The organism is Hoeflea sp. YIM 152468, assembly GCF_029210485.1.
Taxonomy (GTDB): Bacteria; Pseudomonadota; Alphaproteobacteria; order Rhizobiales; family Rhizobiaceae; genus Hoeflea.
Window position 1 is genome coordinate 92927 of the sequence record NZ_JARGET010000016.1, and the last position, 15501, is coordinate 108427.

At 60.7% G+C, this 15501-nt stretch carries 20 protein-coding genes; 8 read left to right on the forward strand and 12 right to left on the reverse strand.

Annotated features, from left to right (window positions below; genetic code table 11):
* Nucleotides 1-64 precede the first annotated feature (64 nt).
* The 4 genes from PZ897_RS09235 to PZ897_RS09250 all read right to left on the reverse strand — a co-directional run bounded on the left by PZ897_RS09235 (nt 65) and on the right by PZ897_RS09250 (nt 3321).
* Nucleotides 65-1066, reverse strand: coding sequence for a TAXI family TRAP transporter solute-binding subunit (locus PZ897_RS09235; RefSeq protein WP_275751882.1), 1002 nt, complete (start codon nt 1064-1066; stop codon nt 65-67).
* A 392-nt stretch (nt 1067-1458) separates the two neighbouring features.
* Nucleotides 1459-1896 carry an SRPBCC domain-containing protein gene (locus tag PZ897_RS09240; protein ID WP_275751883.1) on the reverse strand — a complete coding sequence of 146 codons (438 nt, stop codon included), beginning with the start codon at nt 1894-1896 and terminating at the stop codon, nt 1459-1461.
* Nucleotides 1889-2224 (reverse strand): metalloregulator ArsR/SmtB family transcription factor, encoded by a 336-nt coding sequence (locus PZ897_RS09245; protein WP_275751885.1) that lies wholly within the window; start codon nt 2222-2224, stop codon nt 1889-1891. The genes PZ897_RS09240 and PZ897_RS09245 overlap by 8 nt, the downstream gene beginning before the upstream one ends.
* 185 nt (nt 2225-2409) lie before the next feature.
* Complete coding sequence (locus PZ897_RS09250) at nt 2410-3321, reverse strand: pirin family protein (RefSeq protein WP_275751887.1); 912 nt, start codon at nt 3319-3321, stop codon at nt 2410-2412.
* Between the two features lie 243 nt (nt 3322-3564).
* Here PZ897_RS09250 and PZ897_RS09255 point away from each other — a divergent pair, with 243 nt between their 5' ends.
* A complete protein-coding gene (locus PZ897_RS09255) occupies nt 3565-3786 on the forward strand; it encodes a hypothetical protein (protein ID WP_275751888.1) in 222 nt (73 codons plus the stop codon).
* Nucleotides 3787-3882: 96 nt separating this feature from the next.
* On the opposite strand, the gene PZ897_RS09260 is transcribed toward PZ897_RS09255, so the two are convergent.
* Nucleotides 3883-4353: an Lrp/AsnC family transcriptional regulator gene (locus tag PZ897_RS09260; RefSeq protein WP_275751889.1), complete on the reverse strand. Its 471-nt coding sequence runs from the start codon at nt 4351-4353 to the stop codon at nt 3883-3885.
* 112 nt (nt 4354-4465) lie between these two features.
* On the opposite strand from PZ897_RS09260, the gene PZ897_RS09265 reads away from it, so the two are divergent.
* From PZ897_RS09265 to PZ897_RS09280, 4 genes are all read left to right on the forward strand, one after another.
* A complete protein-coding gene (locus PZ897_RS09265; RefSeq protein ID WP_275751890.1) occupies nt 4466-4681 on the forward strand; it encodes a DUF6356 family protein in 216 nt (71 codons plus the stop codon).
* 6 nt (nt 4682-4687) lie between these two features.
* Nucleotides 4688-5497, forward strand: a complete 810-nt coding sequence (locus tag PZ897_RS09270) for a class II glutamine amidotransferase (RefSeq protein WP_275751892.1) — start codon at nt 4688-4690, stop codon at nt 5495-5497.
* A gap of 210 nt (nt 5498-5707) precedes the next feature.
* The gene (locus tag PZ897_RS09275; protein WP_275751894.1) at nt 5708-6361 is read left to right on the forward strand and encodes a DUF5343 domain-containing protein; all 654 of its coding nucleotides are present in this window, start codon (nt 5708-5710) and stop codon (nt 6359-6361) included.
* Nucleotides 6354-6947: a Swt1 family HEPN domain-containing protein gene (locus PZ897_RS09280; protein WP_275751896.1), complete on the forward strand. Its 594-nt coding sequence runs from the start codon at nt 6354-6356 to the stop codon at nt 6945-6947. Before PZ897_RS09275 ends, PZ897_RS09280 begins: the two co-directional genes overlap by 8 nt.
* 69 nt (nt 6948-7016) lie before the next feature.
* Here PZ897_RS09280 and coaBC read toward each other — a convergent pair whose 3' ends face one another.
* The 7 genes from coaBC to ubiE form a co-directional block, all read right to left on the reverse strand.
* Entirely contained in the window at nt 7017-8219 is a 1203-nt protein-coding gene (gene coaBC / locus PZ897_RS09285; RefSeq protein ID WP_275751897.1) for a bifunctional phosphopantothenoylcysteine decarboxylase/phosphopantothenate--cysteine ligase CoaBC, read from the reverse strand.
* Complete coding sequence (locus tag PZ897_RS09290) at nt 8216-8638, reverse strand: type II toxin-antitoxin system VapC family toxin (protein WP_275751898.1); 423 nt, start codon at nt 8636-8638, stop codon at nt 8216-8218. The genes coaBC and PZ897_RS09290 overlap by 4 nt, the downstream gene beginning before the upstream one ends.
* Entirely contained in the window at nt 8635-8916 is a 282-nt protein-coding gene (locus PZ897_RS09295; protein WP_275751900.1) for a plasmid stabilization protein, read from the reverse strand. The genes PZ897_RS09290 and PZ897_RS09295 overlap by 4 nt, the downstream gene beginning before the upstream one ends.
* A 181-nt stretch (nt 8917-9097) precedes the next feature.
* On the reverse strand, nt 9098-9535 hold the full coding sequence (locus tag PZ897_RS09300) for a peptidylprolyl isomerase (protein WP_275751902.1): 438 nt from the start codon (nt 9533-9535) through the stop codon (nt 9098-9100).
* 231 nt (nt 9536-9766) lie between these two features.
* Nucleotides 9767-10216 carry a GNAT family N-acetyltransferase gene (locus PZ897_RS09305; RefSeq protein WP_275751904.1) on the reverse strand — a complete coding sequence of 150 codons (450 nt, stop codon included), beginning with the start codon at nt 10214-10216 and terminating at the stop codon, nt 9767-9769.
* Between the two features lie 19 nt (nt 10217-10235).
* Nucleotides 10236-11819 carry a 2-polyprenylphenol 6-hydroxylase gene (ubiB, locus tag PZ897_RS09310; RefSeq protein WP_275751906.1) on the reverse strand — a complete coding sequence of 528 codons (1584 nt, stop codon included), beginning with the start codon at nt 11817-11819 and terminating at the stop codon, nt 10236-10238.
* 5 nt (nt 11820-11824) lie between these two features.
* A complete protein-coding gene (ubiE, locus tag PZ897_RS09315; protein WP_275751908.1) occupies nt 11825-12601 on the reverse strand; it encodes a bifunctional demethylmenaquinone methyltransferase/2-methoxy-6-polyprenyl-1,4-benzoquinol methylase UbiE in 777 nt (258 codons plus the stop codon).
* Between the two features lie 192 nt (nt 12602-12793).
* On the opposite strand from ubiE, the gene mutM reads away from it, so the two are divergent.
* From mutM to rpsT, 3 genes are all read left to right on the forward strand, one after another.
* On the forward strand, nt 12794-13690 hold the full coding sequence (mutM, locus tag PZ897_RS09320) for a bifunctional DNA-formamidopyrimidine glycosylase/DNA-(apurinic or apyrimidinic site) lyase (RefSeq protein WP_275751909.1): 897 nt from the start codon (nt 12794-12796) through the stop codon (nt 13688-13690).
* A gap of 68 nt (nt 13691-13758) precedes the next feature.
* A complete protein-coding gene (locus tag PZ897_RS09325; protein ID WP_275751910.1) occupies nt 13759-14532 on the forward strand; it encodes an enoyl-CoA hydratase in 774 nt (257 codons plus the stop codon).
* A 194-nt stretch (nt 14533-14726) separates the two neighbouring features.
* Entirely contained in the window at nt 14727-14993 is a 267-nt protein-coding gene (gene rpsT / locus PZ897_RS09330; RefSeq protein WP_275751912.1) for a 30S ribosomal protein S20, read from the forward strand.
* Nucleotides 14994-15501: the final 508 nt, after the last annotated feature.

Consider the following 15501-nt stretch of genomic DNA (forward strand, 5'->3'; position numbering starts at 1 on the left):
GCCGCGCAATTGCTGCGCGGCCCCTTGGAAATCGCTGTTGCCTCACAAGCAACCGGTTTTTGTCTTACTTCAGAAGCCCGGCTTCCTTGTAGAACTTTTCTGCGCCCGGATGCAGCGGAATGCCGACGCCGCTCAGCGCGGTTTCCTTGGTGATGGCCTTGCCCTTGGCGTGACCGGCATCAAGCTGCTTGCGGGTGTTGTCGTTCCACAGTGCCTTGGTGATGCCGTAGACCAGCTCTTCCGGCTGATCGGCGCTGGTGACCCATTGTGCACCGACAGCCAGCGTCTTCACATCGTCCGCATTGCCTTCATAGGTGCCGCCCGGAACCGTATCGGTCGCAAAGAAGGTGTAGTTTTCGCAGATCGACGGCGCCTCGTCGCACGAGATCGGCACCAGCTTCACGTCGTGCTGGCTGGCAAGCTCGGCAATGGCGCCGGCCGGGTAGCCGCCAACAAAGAAGAAGGCGTCCATGGCGCCGTCACGCATGCGGTCTGCGGCCTGGTCGGGCTTGAGGAATTCCGGTGAAATGTCGGCTTCCGACAGACCGTAGCCTTCCAGGATGACGCGGGCATCGACGAGGGTGCCGGAACCGGGCTCGTCGAGCGAGACGCGCTTGCCCTTGAGATCGGCAACACTGTTGATGCCGGATCCGGCGCTTGCCACCAAATGGATGCTTTCGGGATAGAGATTGGCGATGGCGCGCAGCTTTTCGACCGCAGGCTTGCCGTCCCAGATGCCTGTTCCGGTATAGGCCCAGGTCGCGACATCGGACTGGGCAAAGCCCGATTCCAATGAGCCGCTGGCAATGGCATTGATGTTGGCAACCGATCCATTGGCCGACAGTGCCGAGGCTACGAGACCGGGAACGCCGCAGGAGCCACCCGCATCGCAAGCGCGCGAACCGGGCGGGTTGGAAATCGCATTGGCCAGCAATCCGCCGATCGGATAGTAGGTGCCGGCTGTCCCGCCGGTGCCAATGCGGAAGAAGGAGATGTCCTGTGCCATGGCGTTTGTCGCCAGGCTGAGGGCCAGTGCAGCGCCCGCGATGATTTTGTAGTGTTTCATGATAACTCCCTGTGTAGTCTTGCAATTTGCTGCCAGCTTATGTGCGTTCACGCACACGGGCAAGGCATCCGTGTTAGTCGGCAACAGCGCAGGGATCAAGTTTCAAATTTTTGTTCAATGCGGCCCGGGACGCACCCGGCACGATCTCTCGCGAAAAGGCCGGCAATGGCGCGGAAGTGACGACGTTGTTACGGCCTGGAAGACCCAGATCCGCTTCAGTCAGCTTGCGGGGCTCGTGTCATCTCGCTGGTCATGACAGGGCTATACTGGTCTCAACCTCAAGGCTGCTTTGCAGCTTAGGCCGAAGACGCATCGTCTTCGGCCCGATCATCGGAGAGGCCAGGTCAGGTGACTGAGACATCCGGGCCGCGCTGCGTCCCGGAGCTCCTCTTTCAGCCGATGGTTTCCTCAAGGGCGTCGAGGATTGCGGTCCAGCCGCTTAGGTGGCCGTTGCGCGCCTCCTCGCTGCGGAACTTGACCTGGTGCAACGTGACCTCGGTAACGCCCGGTTCGATCTCGGTGAAATCGATGGTGACGACGCTGTCGTCGAGCGAGTATGGCGATTCCCAGGTGAACGACAGCCGCGAATGCGGATCGATCTCCAGATAGGTGCCGGCGTGGGGGATTTCCTTTTCCGCCGTCGCCATCAAGATGGTGAAACGGCCGCCCTTGACCGGGTCATTGGTGACTTTCGAGGTCATGTCGCTGCCACCCGGGCGCATGAATTTGGCCAGCATCGGCGGCGACAACCAGGCGTCGAACACCCTGGTGCGGGGGGCGGAAATCTTGCGGCTTACGGTCAGTTCAAGTTCCTTGATTGCATCAGTCATTGTCGTCGTCCTTTGAAACGAGTGCCTCTTCAAGCGCCGACAGGCGCAGTTCCCAAATCGACTTCAATTGCCCGAACCAGCTCTCAGTCAGCTTCAGCGGCTCCAGCTCGGCGGCGATGAAATGCTCGCGGCCCACAGTCCGGCGGGTGACAAGCCCTGCCTCCTCCAACACCTTGATGTGCTTGGAGACGGAGTTCAAAGACATGTCGAAATGAGCGGCAAGCGCGGTCACCCTCAACGCCCCTTCCTGAACAAGCAGCGTCAAGATCCGCCGCCGGGTGGTATCTCCGGTGGCCTTCAATACGCGTGACAGAACTTCGTCGTCCATTTATTCACCCTTATGGTTGAATACGCCTGTCCAGCACAATAGTCAACCACAAGGGTGAATATTGTGCTGGGCTCGCCAGAAAGGCCGTTCCGGCCACTGCTTAAACCGTGAAACAGATGAACACAAAAATGCCGGGACGCTGTGCCGGCATTTGACGGGCGAAGAACGATGCAGTCAGCCGCAGACTAGGGGGCCGGCTTGATGAAGCTGCCGTTTTGCAATTCGGTCACCGCCTGGATCAGCTCGGCGCGGGTGTTCATGACGATCGGGCCATGCCAGGCCACCGGCTCCCGGATCGGCTTGCCGGAGACCAGCAGAAAGCGGATGCCCTCGTCGCCGGCCTGCACGGTGATCTCGTCACCGGTATCAAACACCACCAGCGTTCGGTCGCCCGACATGTCGCGGATCTGGATTTCCTCGCCCTCGACTTCCTTTTCGACCAGCACGCCGAACGGCCTGGACGCATCGCGGAACGAGCCGGAACCGGCGAAGATGTAGGCGAAGGCCGAGCGGTAGGCGTCGACCTTGAAGGTCTTCTTCTTGCCCGGCGGCACCGAGATGTCGACATAGGACGGTTCGGCGGCGATGCCGTCGACCGGACCGCGCTTGCCCCAGAACTCGCCGCAGATGATGCGCACAGCGGTGCCGTCATCGTCGATTTCGACCGGAATGTCGGCGGCGGTGACATCCTGGTAACGCGGCGCGGTCATCTTCATCGACGCCGGCAGATTGGCCCAGAGCTGGAAGCCATGCATGCGGCCGCTGGCGTCACCCTTGGGCATTTCCTGGTGCATGATGCCGCTGCCTGCGGTCATCCATTGCACGTCGCCGGCGCCGAGGATACCGGTGTTGCCGAGGCTGTCGCCGTGATCGACGGTGCCGGCCAGAACATAGGTAATGGTCTCGATGCCGCGATGCGGATGCCAGGGGAACCCCTTGAGATAGTTTTCAGGGCGTTCGTTGCGGAAATCGTCAAACAGCAGGAACGGATCGGTCAGCGACGGATCGTCAAAACCGAAGGCGCGCTGCAGATGCACGCCGGCGCCTTCGAGATGCGGCACGGCGGTGGACAAATGGCGGACTGGTCTGATCGACATGGCAGTCTCCTCGAGCTCGGACCGGCAGCTCAGGCCGGTGATGTGGACGTTGACCCCTAAATAGCCGTTTGCGGCGTTTACAATAAGAGCGCTGGGGAGAACGCACTGTTCAACCGGATACACTCAGATTCAATGTCCGACGGTTGTCACGGCCGCCACCATGCCCGAAGAAACACCAGGCCGCTCCGGTTTGGAACCCGGAAGCCGCGCTGGCGTTGACCTGCCATAGCAAAGGAGAACCCGATGACCGACAGACCCGATCCGGAAGCCGGACCGCAGATGACACCGGAAGACGTGTCCGCCCACACCACGCTGACGCAGGAGGAAAAACTCAATCAGCTCAGCGACATGAAGTTCGAACTGGAACGCCAGACCGGCCGTGGCACCGCCAGCCTGGATCAGGTCGAGGCGCGGATGGCCTCGATCAACCTGGCGATTTCGCGGGTGAAAAACCAGCAGCGCTGAGCCCGCCGCCAGACGGCGGGTCGGGGACCGTCTGCCTTCTGACCGCAGACTGTTCCGCCGCTCGATCTGCCAGCGGGAAAAGTAGACCTGCCGGCACTACGATAGTGCGGAGAGCGGAACCGCCGTGGTTTCCTTGATCTCTTCCATGACGAAGGAGGCGGAGACGTCGGCCAGTTTCACCCTGGCGATCAGCCTCTGATAGAGCCGGTCGTAAGCTTTCACGTCGGAAACGCGGGCGCGGAGCACGTAATCGAGATCGCCAGACGTGCGGTAGACGCCGACGATTTCGGGAAAGGCGCTGACGGCATCGCGGAAGCTTTTGAGCCAGTCGGCGTCATGGCTGTCGGCGCGCACGAAAATGAACACCGACAGGCCGCAGCCGGCCATCTCGGCGTCGAGAATGGCGACGCGATCCCTGATCAGCCCGCGCTCCTCCATCAGCTTGACCCGGCGCCAACAGGCGTTGCGCGACAGGTTGACCCGTTCCGACAGCGCATCGACCGACAGGGTGCTGTCCCGCTGCAACTGGGTCAGAATTCGGATATCCATCTCGTCTATCTGGTGCATTCCGATTTATCTATCCCATTATCTGGCGTTTTCAAGGGACAATCGGGACAAATTCTCCTTCGAAGCCGGCTATCCTTCCCCACGCAAAGCTTGGACGAAGGGAAACTTGCCGATGCCGAACCAGCTCGCCCGCCTGTTCACCGCGCACCTGCGCGCGGTGGATGAGACCTATTTCGAACATTTGCGCTTTGCCGCAACATTTTCGGCCAAGCTTTTTGCCGCCGGTTTCTGCGCCCTGGTGCATGCGATGCTGCCGTTCATCTTTGAGAAAACTGCAAGTGGTATCATCAACGACTTGCATCACCGGATGCATAACCGGAGCAAATAGAACCGCATGTGCAGATGGGCCGCCTACCGAGGAACGCCGATCCCGCTGGAGCAGATCGTCTCCGCCCCCGGCCATTCGCTGATCGACCAGTCGCACCAGGCCACGGAAGCCAAGACGGCGACCAATGGCGACGGGTTTGGCGTCGCCTGGTATGGCGAGCACGCAGAACCCGGACTTTACCGCGATGTGCTGCCGGCCTGGTCGGACTGCAATCTGAAATCATTGGCGCGGCAGATCCGCTCGCCGCTGTTTCTGGCCCATGTCCGCGCCTCCACCGGAGGGGCGACCAGCCGCGACAATTGCCACCCCTTCGTGCACAACACCTGGTCGTTCATGCACAACGGCCAGATCGCCGGGTTTGAAAAAATCCGGCGGCCGATGGAAGCGGCGCTCTCGGACCGGCTCTATCAGGCGCGGCATGGCACCACCGATTCGGAGCTCCTGTTTCTGCTGGCGCTCGAATTCGGGCTCGAGACAGACCCGGCCGCCGCCTTTGCCGAAGCCATCCGCTTTGCGCTGGCGCAATCGGCCCGCGCCGGCGTGCGCGAGCTGGTGCGCTTTACCGCTGCATTTTCCGATGGCCAGACGCTCTATGCGATCCGCTATGCCACCGACGCCCATGCGCCGACACTCTATTCGGCGCCGACCTGCGCCAACCAGGGACATTGCCTGGTCTCCGAACCATTCACCGACGCTGACACGAAATGGCACGAAATCCCGGCCGGCAGCTTTGTGACGCTGAAGGCCAGCGGCATCTCGTCGGCGCGGTTTTCGCCGCTGCAGGCGGAAGCGGTGACGGTGGCTGAACTGGCGTGAGGGCGACGGGGAGGGGATTGGATTCGCAACACCGGGACAATGCGGACACCCTCTACTACCTCTCAGTTGATGCAATTCGAAATCCAGATCTCATGACCTGTATTGCGATGCAGCGCTACAAGCGAATAGAATTTATTACGGCGTGAAGGTATCGACTTTTTGAGCACAACATGCGCTACTTTAGCGAGTGTTACTCAATAGGAGTTAGCTATGGCTTCGCTTCCGTACATTACCTCAGCGGGCAATATTGATAAGGCTCTAGCCACGATCAAAACTGCGCCTGTACCCGAACGAGTTAGCCAGGACTTTGTCAAAACAATCCTGAAGATACCCGGCGGCTCAGGCGATCAGATGACCGCATTTCTGAAAAAGATCAATTTCGCGGCTTCCGATGGAAAACCAACCGAGCTTTACACCAAGTTCCGTAACCCAACATCATCTGGCCAAGCCGTTGCTCAGGCAATCAGACATGCTTACGCACCACTGTATACACGCAATGAGTTTATGCATAAACTCAATGACAATGAACTGCTCGGCTTAATCGTTGAAGAGACAGGTCAGGCGCATGATTCTAACCCCGTTAAGCTCGCATATGCCTGTATAAAGGCTTTAAAAAAGCATGCGACATTCAATATCGGAGATGTTTCTTCCGCAGGCGCTCCAGAACGGGAGGAAAATTTTCAAAGAGACACCGTTAATTTCAATCAAAAAGCGGAAGATAGCGCTCCGCCAAAGACTGGAAGCATTGGCCTAAATCTCGGCTACACAATTAATCTGAATCTTCCAGCAACCACGAATCCAGAGGTGTTCAATGCGATCTTCAAAAGCCTCAAGGACAATCTTCTGAGAGATGACGATGCCTAAACGACCCGATGGTTTGATCCGGGCCTTCGGCATGTCCGGACTCCAGATAGTCAGCGATATGAAGGCCATAGAAAAGGATAGCGGCCATGATTTGGCTGTTACGCCGAAATCGGCCACAGATCGGAAGGTTTCCGAGTATGAGCAATTTGAAGCGCAACTGCGCGCCGAAGCCGCTCGCATGTCTGAATTCTATGAGGTTTTCTATTGCCTAGAGAATTCAATACGGAAGCTTGTCAAAGGCATCATGATCGAAGCAGAAGGCGCAGACTGGTGGCAAAGTGTAAGGGTTGATGAGAACAAGATCCGAAACCCTGCTCGAGGTCGTCACAAAAAAGAAGTAGACAGCGGTATTACTCCGCGGTCTGACGATCTCATCGATTATACGACATTTGGAGAGCTTTCACAGTTGATCACGGATAATTGGGACATTTTTGACCCGGTATTCTCCTCAAAGATCGCGGTCAGCAATATCGCTAATCAGCTAAACCTTCTACGCGGGCCAATTGCACACTGCAATGCAACGGATGAGCTAGAGCAGGATCGATTGAACTTAGCTGTACAATCTTGGTTCAAGCTCATGTCATAGCCACCGGCCCATTGCTTATTGATTTGTCGGTCATGATTGCAAGGGCTGAGCCCTCAGCTGCCGCGTCCGCTAAAAGGCCTTAGCAATCCGCGCCGCCAGCCGGTCGGCGACCTCGCCCTTGCTCAGATCCGGCCAGTCCTCGACGCCATCTTTCGAGACGATGCGGACGCGGTTGCGGTCACCACCCATGATGCCGGTGGCGGGCGAGACGTCGTTGGCGACGATGAAATCGGCCCCTTTGCGGGCCAGCTTGGCCTGCGCGTTGGCGACGACGTCGGCGGTTTCGGCGGCAAAGCCGACCACGAGGTGGGGGCGGCTCTGGTGATGGCCGATGGTCTTGAGGATATCGGGATTTTCGGTGAGCTCGAGCGGCGCCGGGCCCTCGCCTTCCTTCTTCTTGATCTTGTTTGCGGCGGAGGTTGCCACCCGCCAGTCGGCGACGGCTGCGACAAAGACGGCAATGTCGGCGGGCAAGGCGGCGGTGACAGCGTCAAGCATGTTGGCCGCACTCTCGACCCGGACCACCGTGACGCCCACAGGATCGGCAAGGGTGACCGGACCGGAGACCAGCGTCACCTCGGCGCCGAGTCGGGCAAGGCTGGCAGCGATGGCGTGGCCCTGCTTGCCCGACGAGCGGTTGGCGATGTAGCGCACCGGGTCGATCGGCTCATGCGTCGGGCCGGAGGTGACGATGGCGGTTTTGCCTTTGAGCGGCTTTGGCGCGTCATCCAGCAGCGCCTCGATGTGCGCGACGATCTGCAAGGGCTCGGCCATGCGGCCCTCGCCGGCCTCACCGGTTTCGGCCATTTCACCGGCCATCGGGCCGATGAAGCCGATGCCGTCACTGCGCAAGGTCGCGACGTTGCGGCGGGTTGCAGCGTGCGCCCACATCGCCGGGTTCATGGCCGGCGCAAGCAGCACCGGCGCGTTGGTGGCGAGCAGCACGGTGGAAGCCAGATCACCCGCCATTCCATGGGCCATCCTGGCCATCAGATCGGCGGTGGCGGGCGCCACGCAGATGAGATCGCAATCGCGCGCCAGCCTGATATGGCCGACGTCCTGCTCGTCCTCGCGCGAAAACAGATCGGTGTAGACATGATCGGCGGCGAGCGCGCCCACAGCCAGGGGGGTGACGAATTCCTGCGCGGCCCGGGTCATCAGCGGCCGCACCTCAGCCCCGCGCTCGCGCAGACGGCGGATCAGATCGAGTGACTTGTAGGCGGCAATGCCGCCGGAAATGATCAGCAGGATGCGTTTGCCGGCAAGGGTCATGGTGCGGGGTCCCAAGGGTTGATGAGGGTGAGGCCGCAATCGGCGAAATCGCGGACATTGCGGGTGGCAACCGGCAGACCGCGCCTCAGCGCTATGGCAGCTATCTGGGCGTCGAGGATAGAAACGGGACGGCCTACGGAGCGGCGGGAAGAAAGCACTTTTGCATAAAATGGAGCATCAGCACTTTCAAATGCCAGGAGCCGCTCAGTCTCATATGACTCAAGAAACTCGGCGATCATAGCGCCAAGAACTTCGCTACGGCGCCCGGCTGGCAAAAACGCAACGCCAGCGAGCAATTCCGCTTTGACCACCGACGGGACGCAAAGCACATTCGGATCAAGGGTAGCGAACCATGTCATGACCGCTTGATCCGGCCGTATGGAAATTGCCTCAGAAATCACATTGGTATCGAGGATCATTCGTCTTCAAGCCAGTCGAAGACAGGTCGCTCGCCAGCGAGCTCGGTGCGCGGCCGTATCTCAAGATCAAAGGCGCCGTACTTCTCGCGCAAGGCCATCACACGGTCATAGAAAGTTTCACCGGCGGGCTTTGCCGAAGCGTTGCGATCATCTTCGCGCACGGATTTGCGCAACAGCACACGTGCCTCTTCCTCCATGGAGACGCCATGGCGCGCGGCACGCTCGCGCAGCGCCTGCTTCACCTCGTCATCGAGATTACGGATGGTGAGTGATGCCATGGTGAACCTCGCCTGAAGAGATGTGCCTGATGCCTGCAATGTATGCATTGCAATCATTGCAGTCAAACGAAGCGGTAACGGAGAGGTGGGGGCGTCCGCCAGGGCGAGTGGTCGCTGCAGGCACTACCCTGGAGGCAAGCGGCAACCCGGCGCCAGGCCGGGTTGCCCAGGTCTGGTGCGGTCAGGCCGCCTTGAGGATCTCGACCATCTCGATTTCGAATATCAGATCCTTGCCAGCCAGCGGATGGTTGGCGTCGACGGTGATTTCCTGTTCGGCAACGGCGGTGACAACCAGCGTCATCTGCGCACCCTCTGGCGTTTGCGCCTGCAGCTGCATGCCTTCCTGCGGTTCGAGTTCCGGCGGCAGAGCCTCGCGCGGAACCTGCTGAACCTTGGCCGCGTCGTGGGGACCGTAGGCCTCCTCAGCCGGAACGGTGACCGTCTGCTTGTCACCGACCTTCATGCCCTCGACTTCGCGGTCAAGTCCGCTGATGATCTGGCCGGAACCAACCTGGAACTCCAGAGGCTCGCGACCCTCGGAACTGTCGAACCGGGTGCCGTCTGTGAGTTTGCCGGTATAGTTTATCCGAACGGTGTCGCCGGGTTTGGCCTCGCTCATATAAATATCCAATGCTTGTGTGTTTTCCGGGCGTCCGCAAATCTACGGATCTCGTGCGCGATGCGCTGCCGGGTTTCCTGCCCTGACGGCGTCTATGGAGCCGTCGGCGAATGTTGGCGCGGCGTTCAATGGCCGATCCAATCCCCTATTTTGCGTGAAAAAGGCCAAGATTGCAAATCTGACGGCCGATTTTTTTCAAAACCACAGGTGTCCTGGTCCCGGCCTTTCGGGTCAGGGATGGCGGAAATCTTGGCGCAGCCGCAGCGCATGCGTCGCTTCGGGCTCATCGACCGGCTCAAACCCCAGCAATTCGTAAAAGCTGCGTGAGGCGGGGGTGGCGCGGAGGCGAATGCGGCAGAAATGGCTCGCGGCGCCGTCGAGGGTGTGGGCGACCAAAGCTCTGGCGATACCGGCATGGCGGTGGTCGAGGCAGACATAGAGATGGCGGATGCGGCCGGCGTTTTCGCTGGTATAGGGATCGCGGTTGAGGCCGCAGAAGCCAATCAGCGTGTCATCATCGAAAGCCCCAACCAGGCGCTCGCCGGGACCGTCGAAGCGGTTGGCGCCGGACTTCCAGTCCTGGATCATGCGTTCAACATAGGCATAGCCATCGCTCCAGGCTTCGTCCGACAGCGGCTGGGCGTCGTGGTCGTCGAGCGATATCGGCCGATAGCTGATCATGGTCCGGCCATCGGGGCCGTTACCATAGCGGATGGACCGCCAACGCCCCCCACACCGCTGCAGCGGCAATGATCCACAAGGCCACACGACCCGAGCGGGTGTGGCGGGCTTCGGCCTTGCCGATGGCTTCGGACGTGGCGGCGTCAAACCGCAGTCCGTTCTCAGCCATCACGCCCACTTCATTGGCGAAGCGTTCGGTGCGGATGGCAAGATCGGGCAATTGCTCGGCCAGTCTGAGGGCTGCGATCGCGCCGGCCTTGATGTCGACGGCGATGCGCCTGGGGCCGAGATTGTCCCGGATCCAGCTGCCGACCACCGGTTCGGCGGCCTTCCACATGTTGAATCTGGGGTTGAGCGTGCGGGCGACACCCTCGACCACCACCATGGTCTTCTGCAGCATCACCAGTTCGGGCCGGGTCTGCATGTCGAACAGTTCGGTAACCTCGAACAGCAGCGTCAGCAGCCGCGCCATGGAGATGGTTTCAGCCGGCTGGCCATGGATCGGCTCGCCGATGGCGCGAATGGCCTGGGCAAAGCTCGCCGGATTGTGGCGGGCATTGACATAGCCGGCCTCGAAATGGACATCGGCGACGCGCTGGTAATCGCCGGTTATGAAGCCATAGAGGATCTCGGCCAGGAAGCGGCGCTCCTTTTTGCCAAGTCGGCCGACAATGCCCATGTCGACGGCGACGATCATGCCGGCCGGATCAACGAAGAGATTGCCCTGGTGCATGTCGGCATGGAAGAAGCCGTCGCGCAGCGTGTGGCGCAGGAACGACTGGATCAGCGTGTCGGCTATCGCATCGAGATCATGACCGGCGGCGCGCAGACCCGCAACATCGCTCATCTTGATGCCGTCGATCCACTCCATGGTGACGCAGTCGCGGCCGGTGCGCTCCCAGTCGACCGAAGGCACCCGGAAGCCGGGATCGTCTTTGGTGTTGGCGGCCATTTCCGAGAGCGCCGCGGCTTCGAGCCGGAGATCCATCTCGATGCGGGTGGTCTGCTCCAGCGTTCTGGTGATCTCGACCGGGCGCAGCCGGCGCGAGGACGGGATGAAGCGCTCCTGCAGTTCTGACACCAGGTAAAACGCCTCGAGATCGTGCCTGAAGCGTTGCCGCACGCCGGGCCGGATCACCTTGACGGCAACCTGGCGGGGGCCGTTCCCGCTAGCGACTTCAGCCTTGTGCACCTGGGCTATGGAGGCGGCGGCAATCGGCGGATCGAAACGGGTGTAGAGGTCGGAAATCGGCCGGCCCAGCGAGGCTTCGATGGCCATGCGGGCCTGAGCCTCGGGAAATGTCGCCATCCGGTCCTGCAGGCCGGACAGATCCTCGGCGATGTCGGCGCCGACCACATCGGGCCGTGTGGCCAGAAACTGGCCGAGCTTGACCCAGGAGGGACCAAGCCGCTCGACTGCGCGGGCCAGCCGGTCGGTGCGCTCGGCATTTTTTGCCTGCCGCTTGGCCAGCAGCCCGGCAATCCGATGGCCAAGCTTGAGCGGGCCGGGAAGCTCGTCGGCGGGCAGCGAGGAAACCACGCCCTCGCGCACAAGGATGAAGCCCGCCCGAATCAGGCGCAGATAGGTGCCGAGACTTGCCATGCCGCTTAGATCTTCCAGGCCGAGTGAAGGGCTGCAATGCCGCCGGTGTAATTGGTGTAGCCGACGCGGGCGAAACCGGCACGCGCAATCATCGCGGCGAAATCGGCCTGGCGCGGGAACTTGCGGATTGATTCAACCAGATACTGATAGGGCTCGGCCTCGCCGGCGATGGCCTTGCCCATGGCGGGAATGCCGTTGAACGACCAGGCATCATAGATCCGGTCAAGGATCGGCATCTCGACTTCGGAGAATTCGAGACAGAGGAATCGGCCGCCGCGCCGGAGCACGCGATAGGCTTCGCGCAGCGCCTTGTCGATGTCAGGCACGTTGCGAATGCCGAAAGCAATCGTATAGGCGTCGAAACTGTTGTCCTCGAACGGCAGCGCCTCGGCATTGGCCTCGACGAAATCAAGATTGCCGGCATAGCCCTTCTTTGCAGCGCGCTCGGCGCCGACGCCGAGCATCGAGCCATTGATGTCGAGCACGGTGCCCTGCGCCTGGCTGTGCGAGGCTTCGACAATGCGGAAGGCAATGTCACCGGTGCCGCCGGCCACATCAAGAAAACGGAAGCCTGAATGGCGCGGCGGATTGAGGCTCGCAACCAGCGCGTCTTTCCAGAGCCGGTGCAGACCCGCCGACATCACGTCGTTCATGATGTCGTAGCGCTTGGCGACCTTGTGAAAGACGTCGTTGACCAGATCCTGCTTCTTGCCGTCCTCGACGGTGCGGAACCCGTAACTGGTCTGCATTCCGCCATCCGTGGCGACGCGCTGTTCTGACATCACTTCATCCCGTGTTTGTTCACCTGGCGTCAATTCCGCCCGCATCCTGCCAAGGAACCGGCTTAATCTGGCGCGACCATAGCGGAACACTCGGCTCCACGCTATCTAGGCATCAAAGAACCCGCCTGCGGCATAGCGCATCGTCTTATAAGGCAGCCGCAGAGAGATTGGAACCAGCCTGAGGACTTGCCGTTGCCCGAATTGCCCGAAGTCGAAACGGTCCGCCGCGGCCTGCAGCCGGTGATGGAAGGCGCGAGGATCATCCGTGTCGAACAGCGCCGGGCCGATCTCCGGTTTGCCTTCCCTGACGGATTCGCCGCCAGGCTCGAAGGCCGGCTGATCATTTCGCTCGGCCGCCGGGCAAAATACCTGATTGCCGATCTCGATGACGGCACCGCGCTGATCAGCCATCTGGGCATGTCGGGGTCGTTCCGGATCGAGGCGGACGGAACCGGATCGCTCAAGCCCGGCGTGTTTCACCACCCCCGCTCAAAAGACGACAAGCACGACCATGTGGTGCTGCATGTCGACGGACCGGCGGGCCGGGCGCGGGTGATCTACAATGACCCGCGGCGGTTTGGCTATATGGAGCTGATGGCGCGGGCAGCTCTTGCCGATCACCCCTGGTTCAGGAGCCTGGGGGTGGAGCCGACCGGCAACAGTCTCAACGCCGCCGAACTGGCCGGGCGGTTTGCGGGAAAGAAGACCCCGTTGAAGGCGGCACTGCTGGACCAGCGCATCATCGCCGGCCTTGGCAATATCTATGTTTGCGAAGCGATGTGGCGGGCAGAGCTGTCGCCACTCAAACCGGCCGGACTGCTGGTCGGCAAGAGCGGCCGGGCGCGCAAGCAGCTCGACGAGCTGACCGGGGCGATCCGCACCGTCATCGACGAGGCGATTGCAGCGGGCGGCTCATCGCTGCGAGACCACATCCGCACCGATGGCACGCTGGGGTATTTCCAGCACGGATTTTCCGTCTACGACCGCGAGGGAAAGGCTTGCCCCCGCCCCGGCTGTGGCGATACGGTCCGGCGGATCGTGCAAAGCGGGCGTTCGACATTCTATTGCCCGCGCTGCCAGACAAACTGACCCGGGCCAACCCCCCCATGGGCAGATCCAGAGGGCGACCCCGAACAGGGCTGACAAGGAGAGACGCGATGGCGCTCAAGACATTGAAGACAGAAACCCGCGGCCGGGTGGCCATCATCACGCTCAACCGGCCCGACGCGCTCAATGCGCTGAATTCGGAGCTGCTGGAAGAACTGCGCACCGTGCTGGCGCAATATGGTGCGGACGAAAAGATCGGCGCGATCGTGCTGACCGGCTCCGAAAAGGCCTTCGCCGCTGGCGCCGATATCAAGGAAATGCAGCCCAAGGATTTCATTGGCGCTTATCTGGAAGACTTCTTCGAAGGCTGGAGCGCGGTTGCGGCAACGCGCAAGCCGGTGATCGCGGCGGTGGCCGGCTATGCGCTGGGCGGCGGCTGCGAGCTTGCCATGATGTGCGATTTCATCATCGCTGCCGATAGCGCCAAGTTCGGCCAGCCGGAAATCACGCTCGGGGTGATCCCGGGCATGGGCGGGACCCAGCGGATGACCCGCGCCATCGGCAAGGCCAAGGCGATGGACCTGTGCCTGACGGGGCGGATGATGGAGGCCGAGGAAGCCGAGCGCTCCGGTCTTGTGGCGCGCGTGGTGCCGGCCGATGAACTGATGGCCACCACCATCAAGGCGGCAGAGAAGATCGCCGGATTTTCCCTGCCGGTGGCGATGATGGTCAAGGAATCGGTCAACCGGGCTGACGAGTTGACGCTGGCCGAGGGCCTGCGCTTTGAACGGCGGATGTTCCACTCGCTGTTTGCTTCGGAAGATCAGAAGGAAGGCATGGCCGCCTTCGTTGACAAGCGCAAGGCGCAGTTCAAGCATCGCTGATCAAAACAACCGGCGGGCCGCGCCAAAGTCGATTTTCGCGTTGACGCAAGCCGCGATACCCGGTATAGGCCCGCCATCGAATGGCAGCTTTGGAGCTCGCCGTGGTTTTCTCGCATTCCGCATGTTGAAGCGACAATCCTCGCCAGAGGCGCTTTCCTGCCGGAATTGAGCATGTGACACTTTGAGAGGCATTCATGGCCAATACAACTTCGGCGAAAAAAGCGACCCGCAAGATTGCTCGCCGCACTGACGTTAACAAGGCACGCCGTTCGCGTGTTCGCGGCTTCCTTCGCACCGTCGAAGAGGCCATCAGCTCCGGCGACCAGGCCGCAGCGGCTGCCGCATTGAGGGCTGCACAGCCTGAACTGATGCGCGCCGTCGGCAAGGGCGTGTTTCACGCCAACACCGCCTCGCGGAAGATGTCGCGGCTGTCCAGCCGGGTCAAGGCGCTCAACGCCTGAGCATCTGAAAATTGGTTTGACGGCTAAAGGCCCGGCTTTGTCCGGGCTTTTTTCATTTGCCGCAACAACTTGCGCCGGGGCACAGTTTAGCGGCTGCTTACGCAGGCCAACAATTCCCGCATTATGACATCAAAGATCTATTGTTTTCAATATTTTACGGAAGGTAGGAGATTTGCTGCCGGATAAGAAGCACTGATTCTCCGCGGAGGCTGTCAAGCCCCGAAAATTCGTATCCAAGGGTTCCTGACGGGTCAAAAAACAATCGAAGTTGCGAAAAGGCAATGAATCCAATCGCCTGTTGAAGCCACCCGCGAAAGGCTTTTTTCAACCTTTGCGAGTCAATCCCCAAAGTGTGAAGTTTTCGTAAATAAGCTGCTTGATCTGCCTATCCCATCCTGCCTAAATACACCTCGACAAGGGGCACGGAGCCGGATGGTTCCAGGGACACTTCGCTGCAATTTCAGCACGGGTTTTCCATCCCGCCTCTTGGAGTACGGCGTTCTCGCCG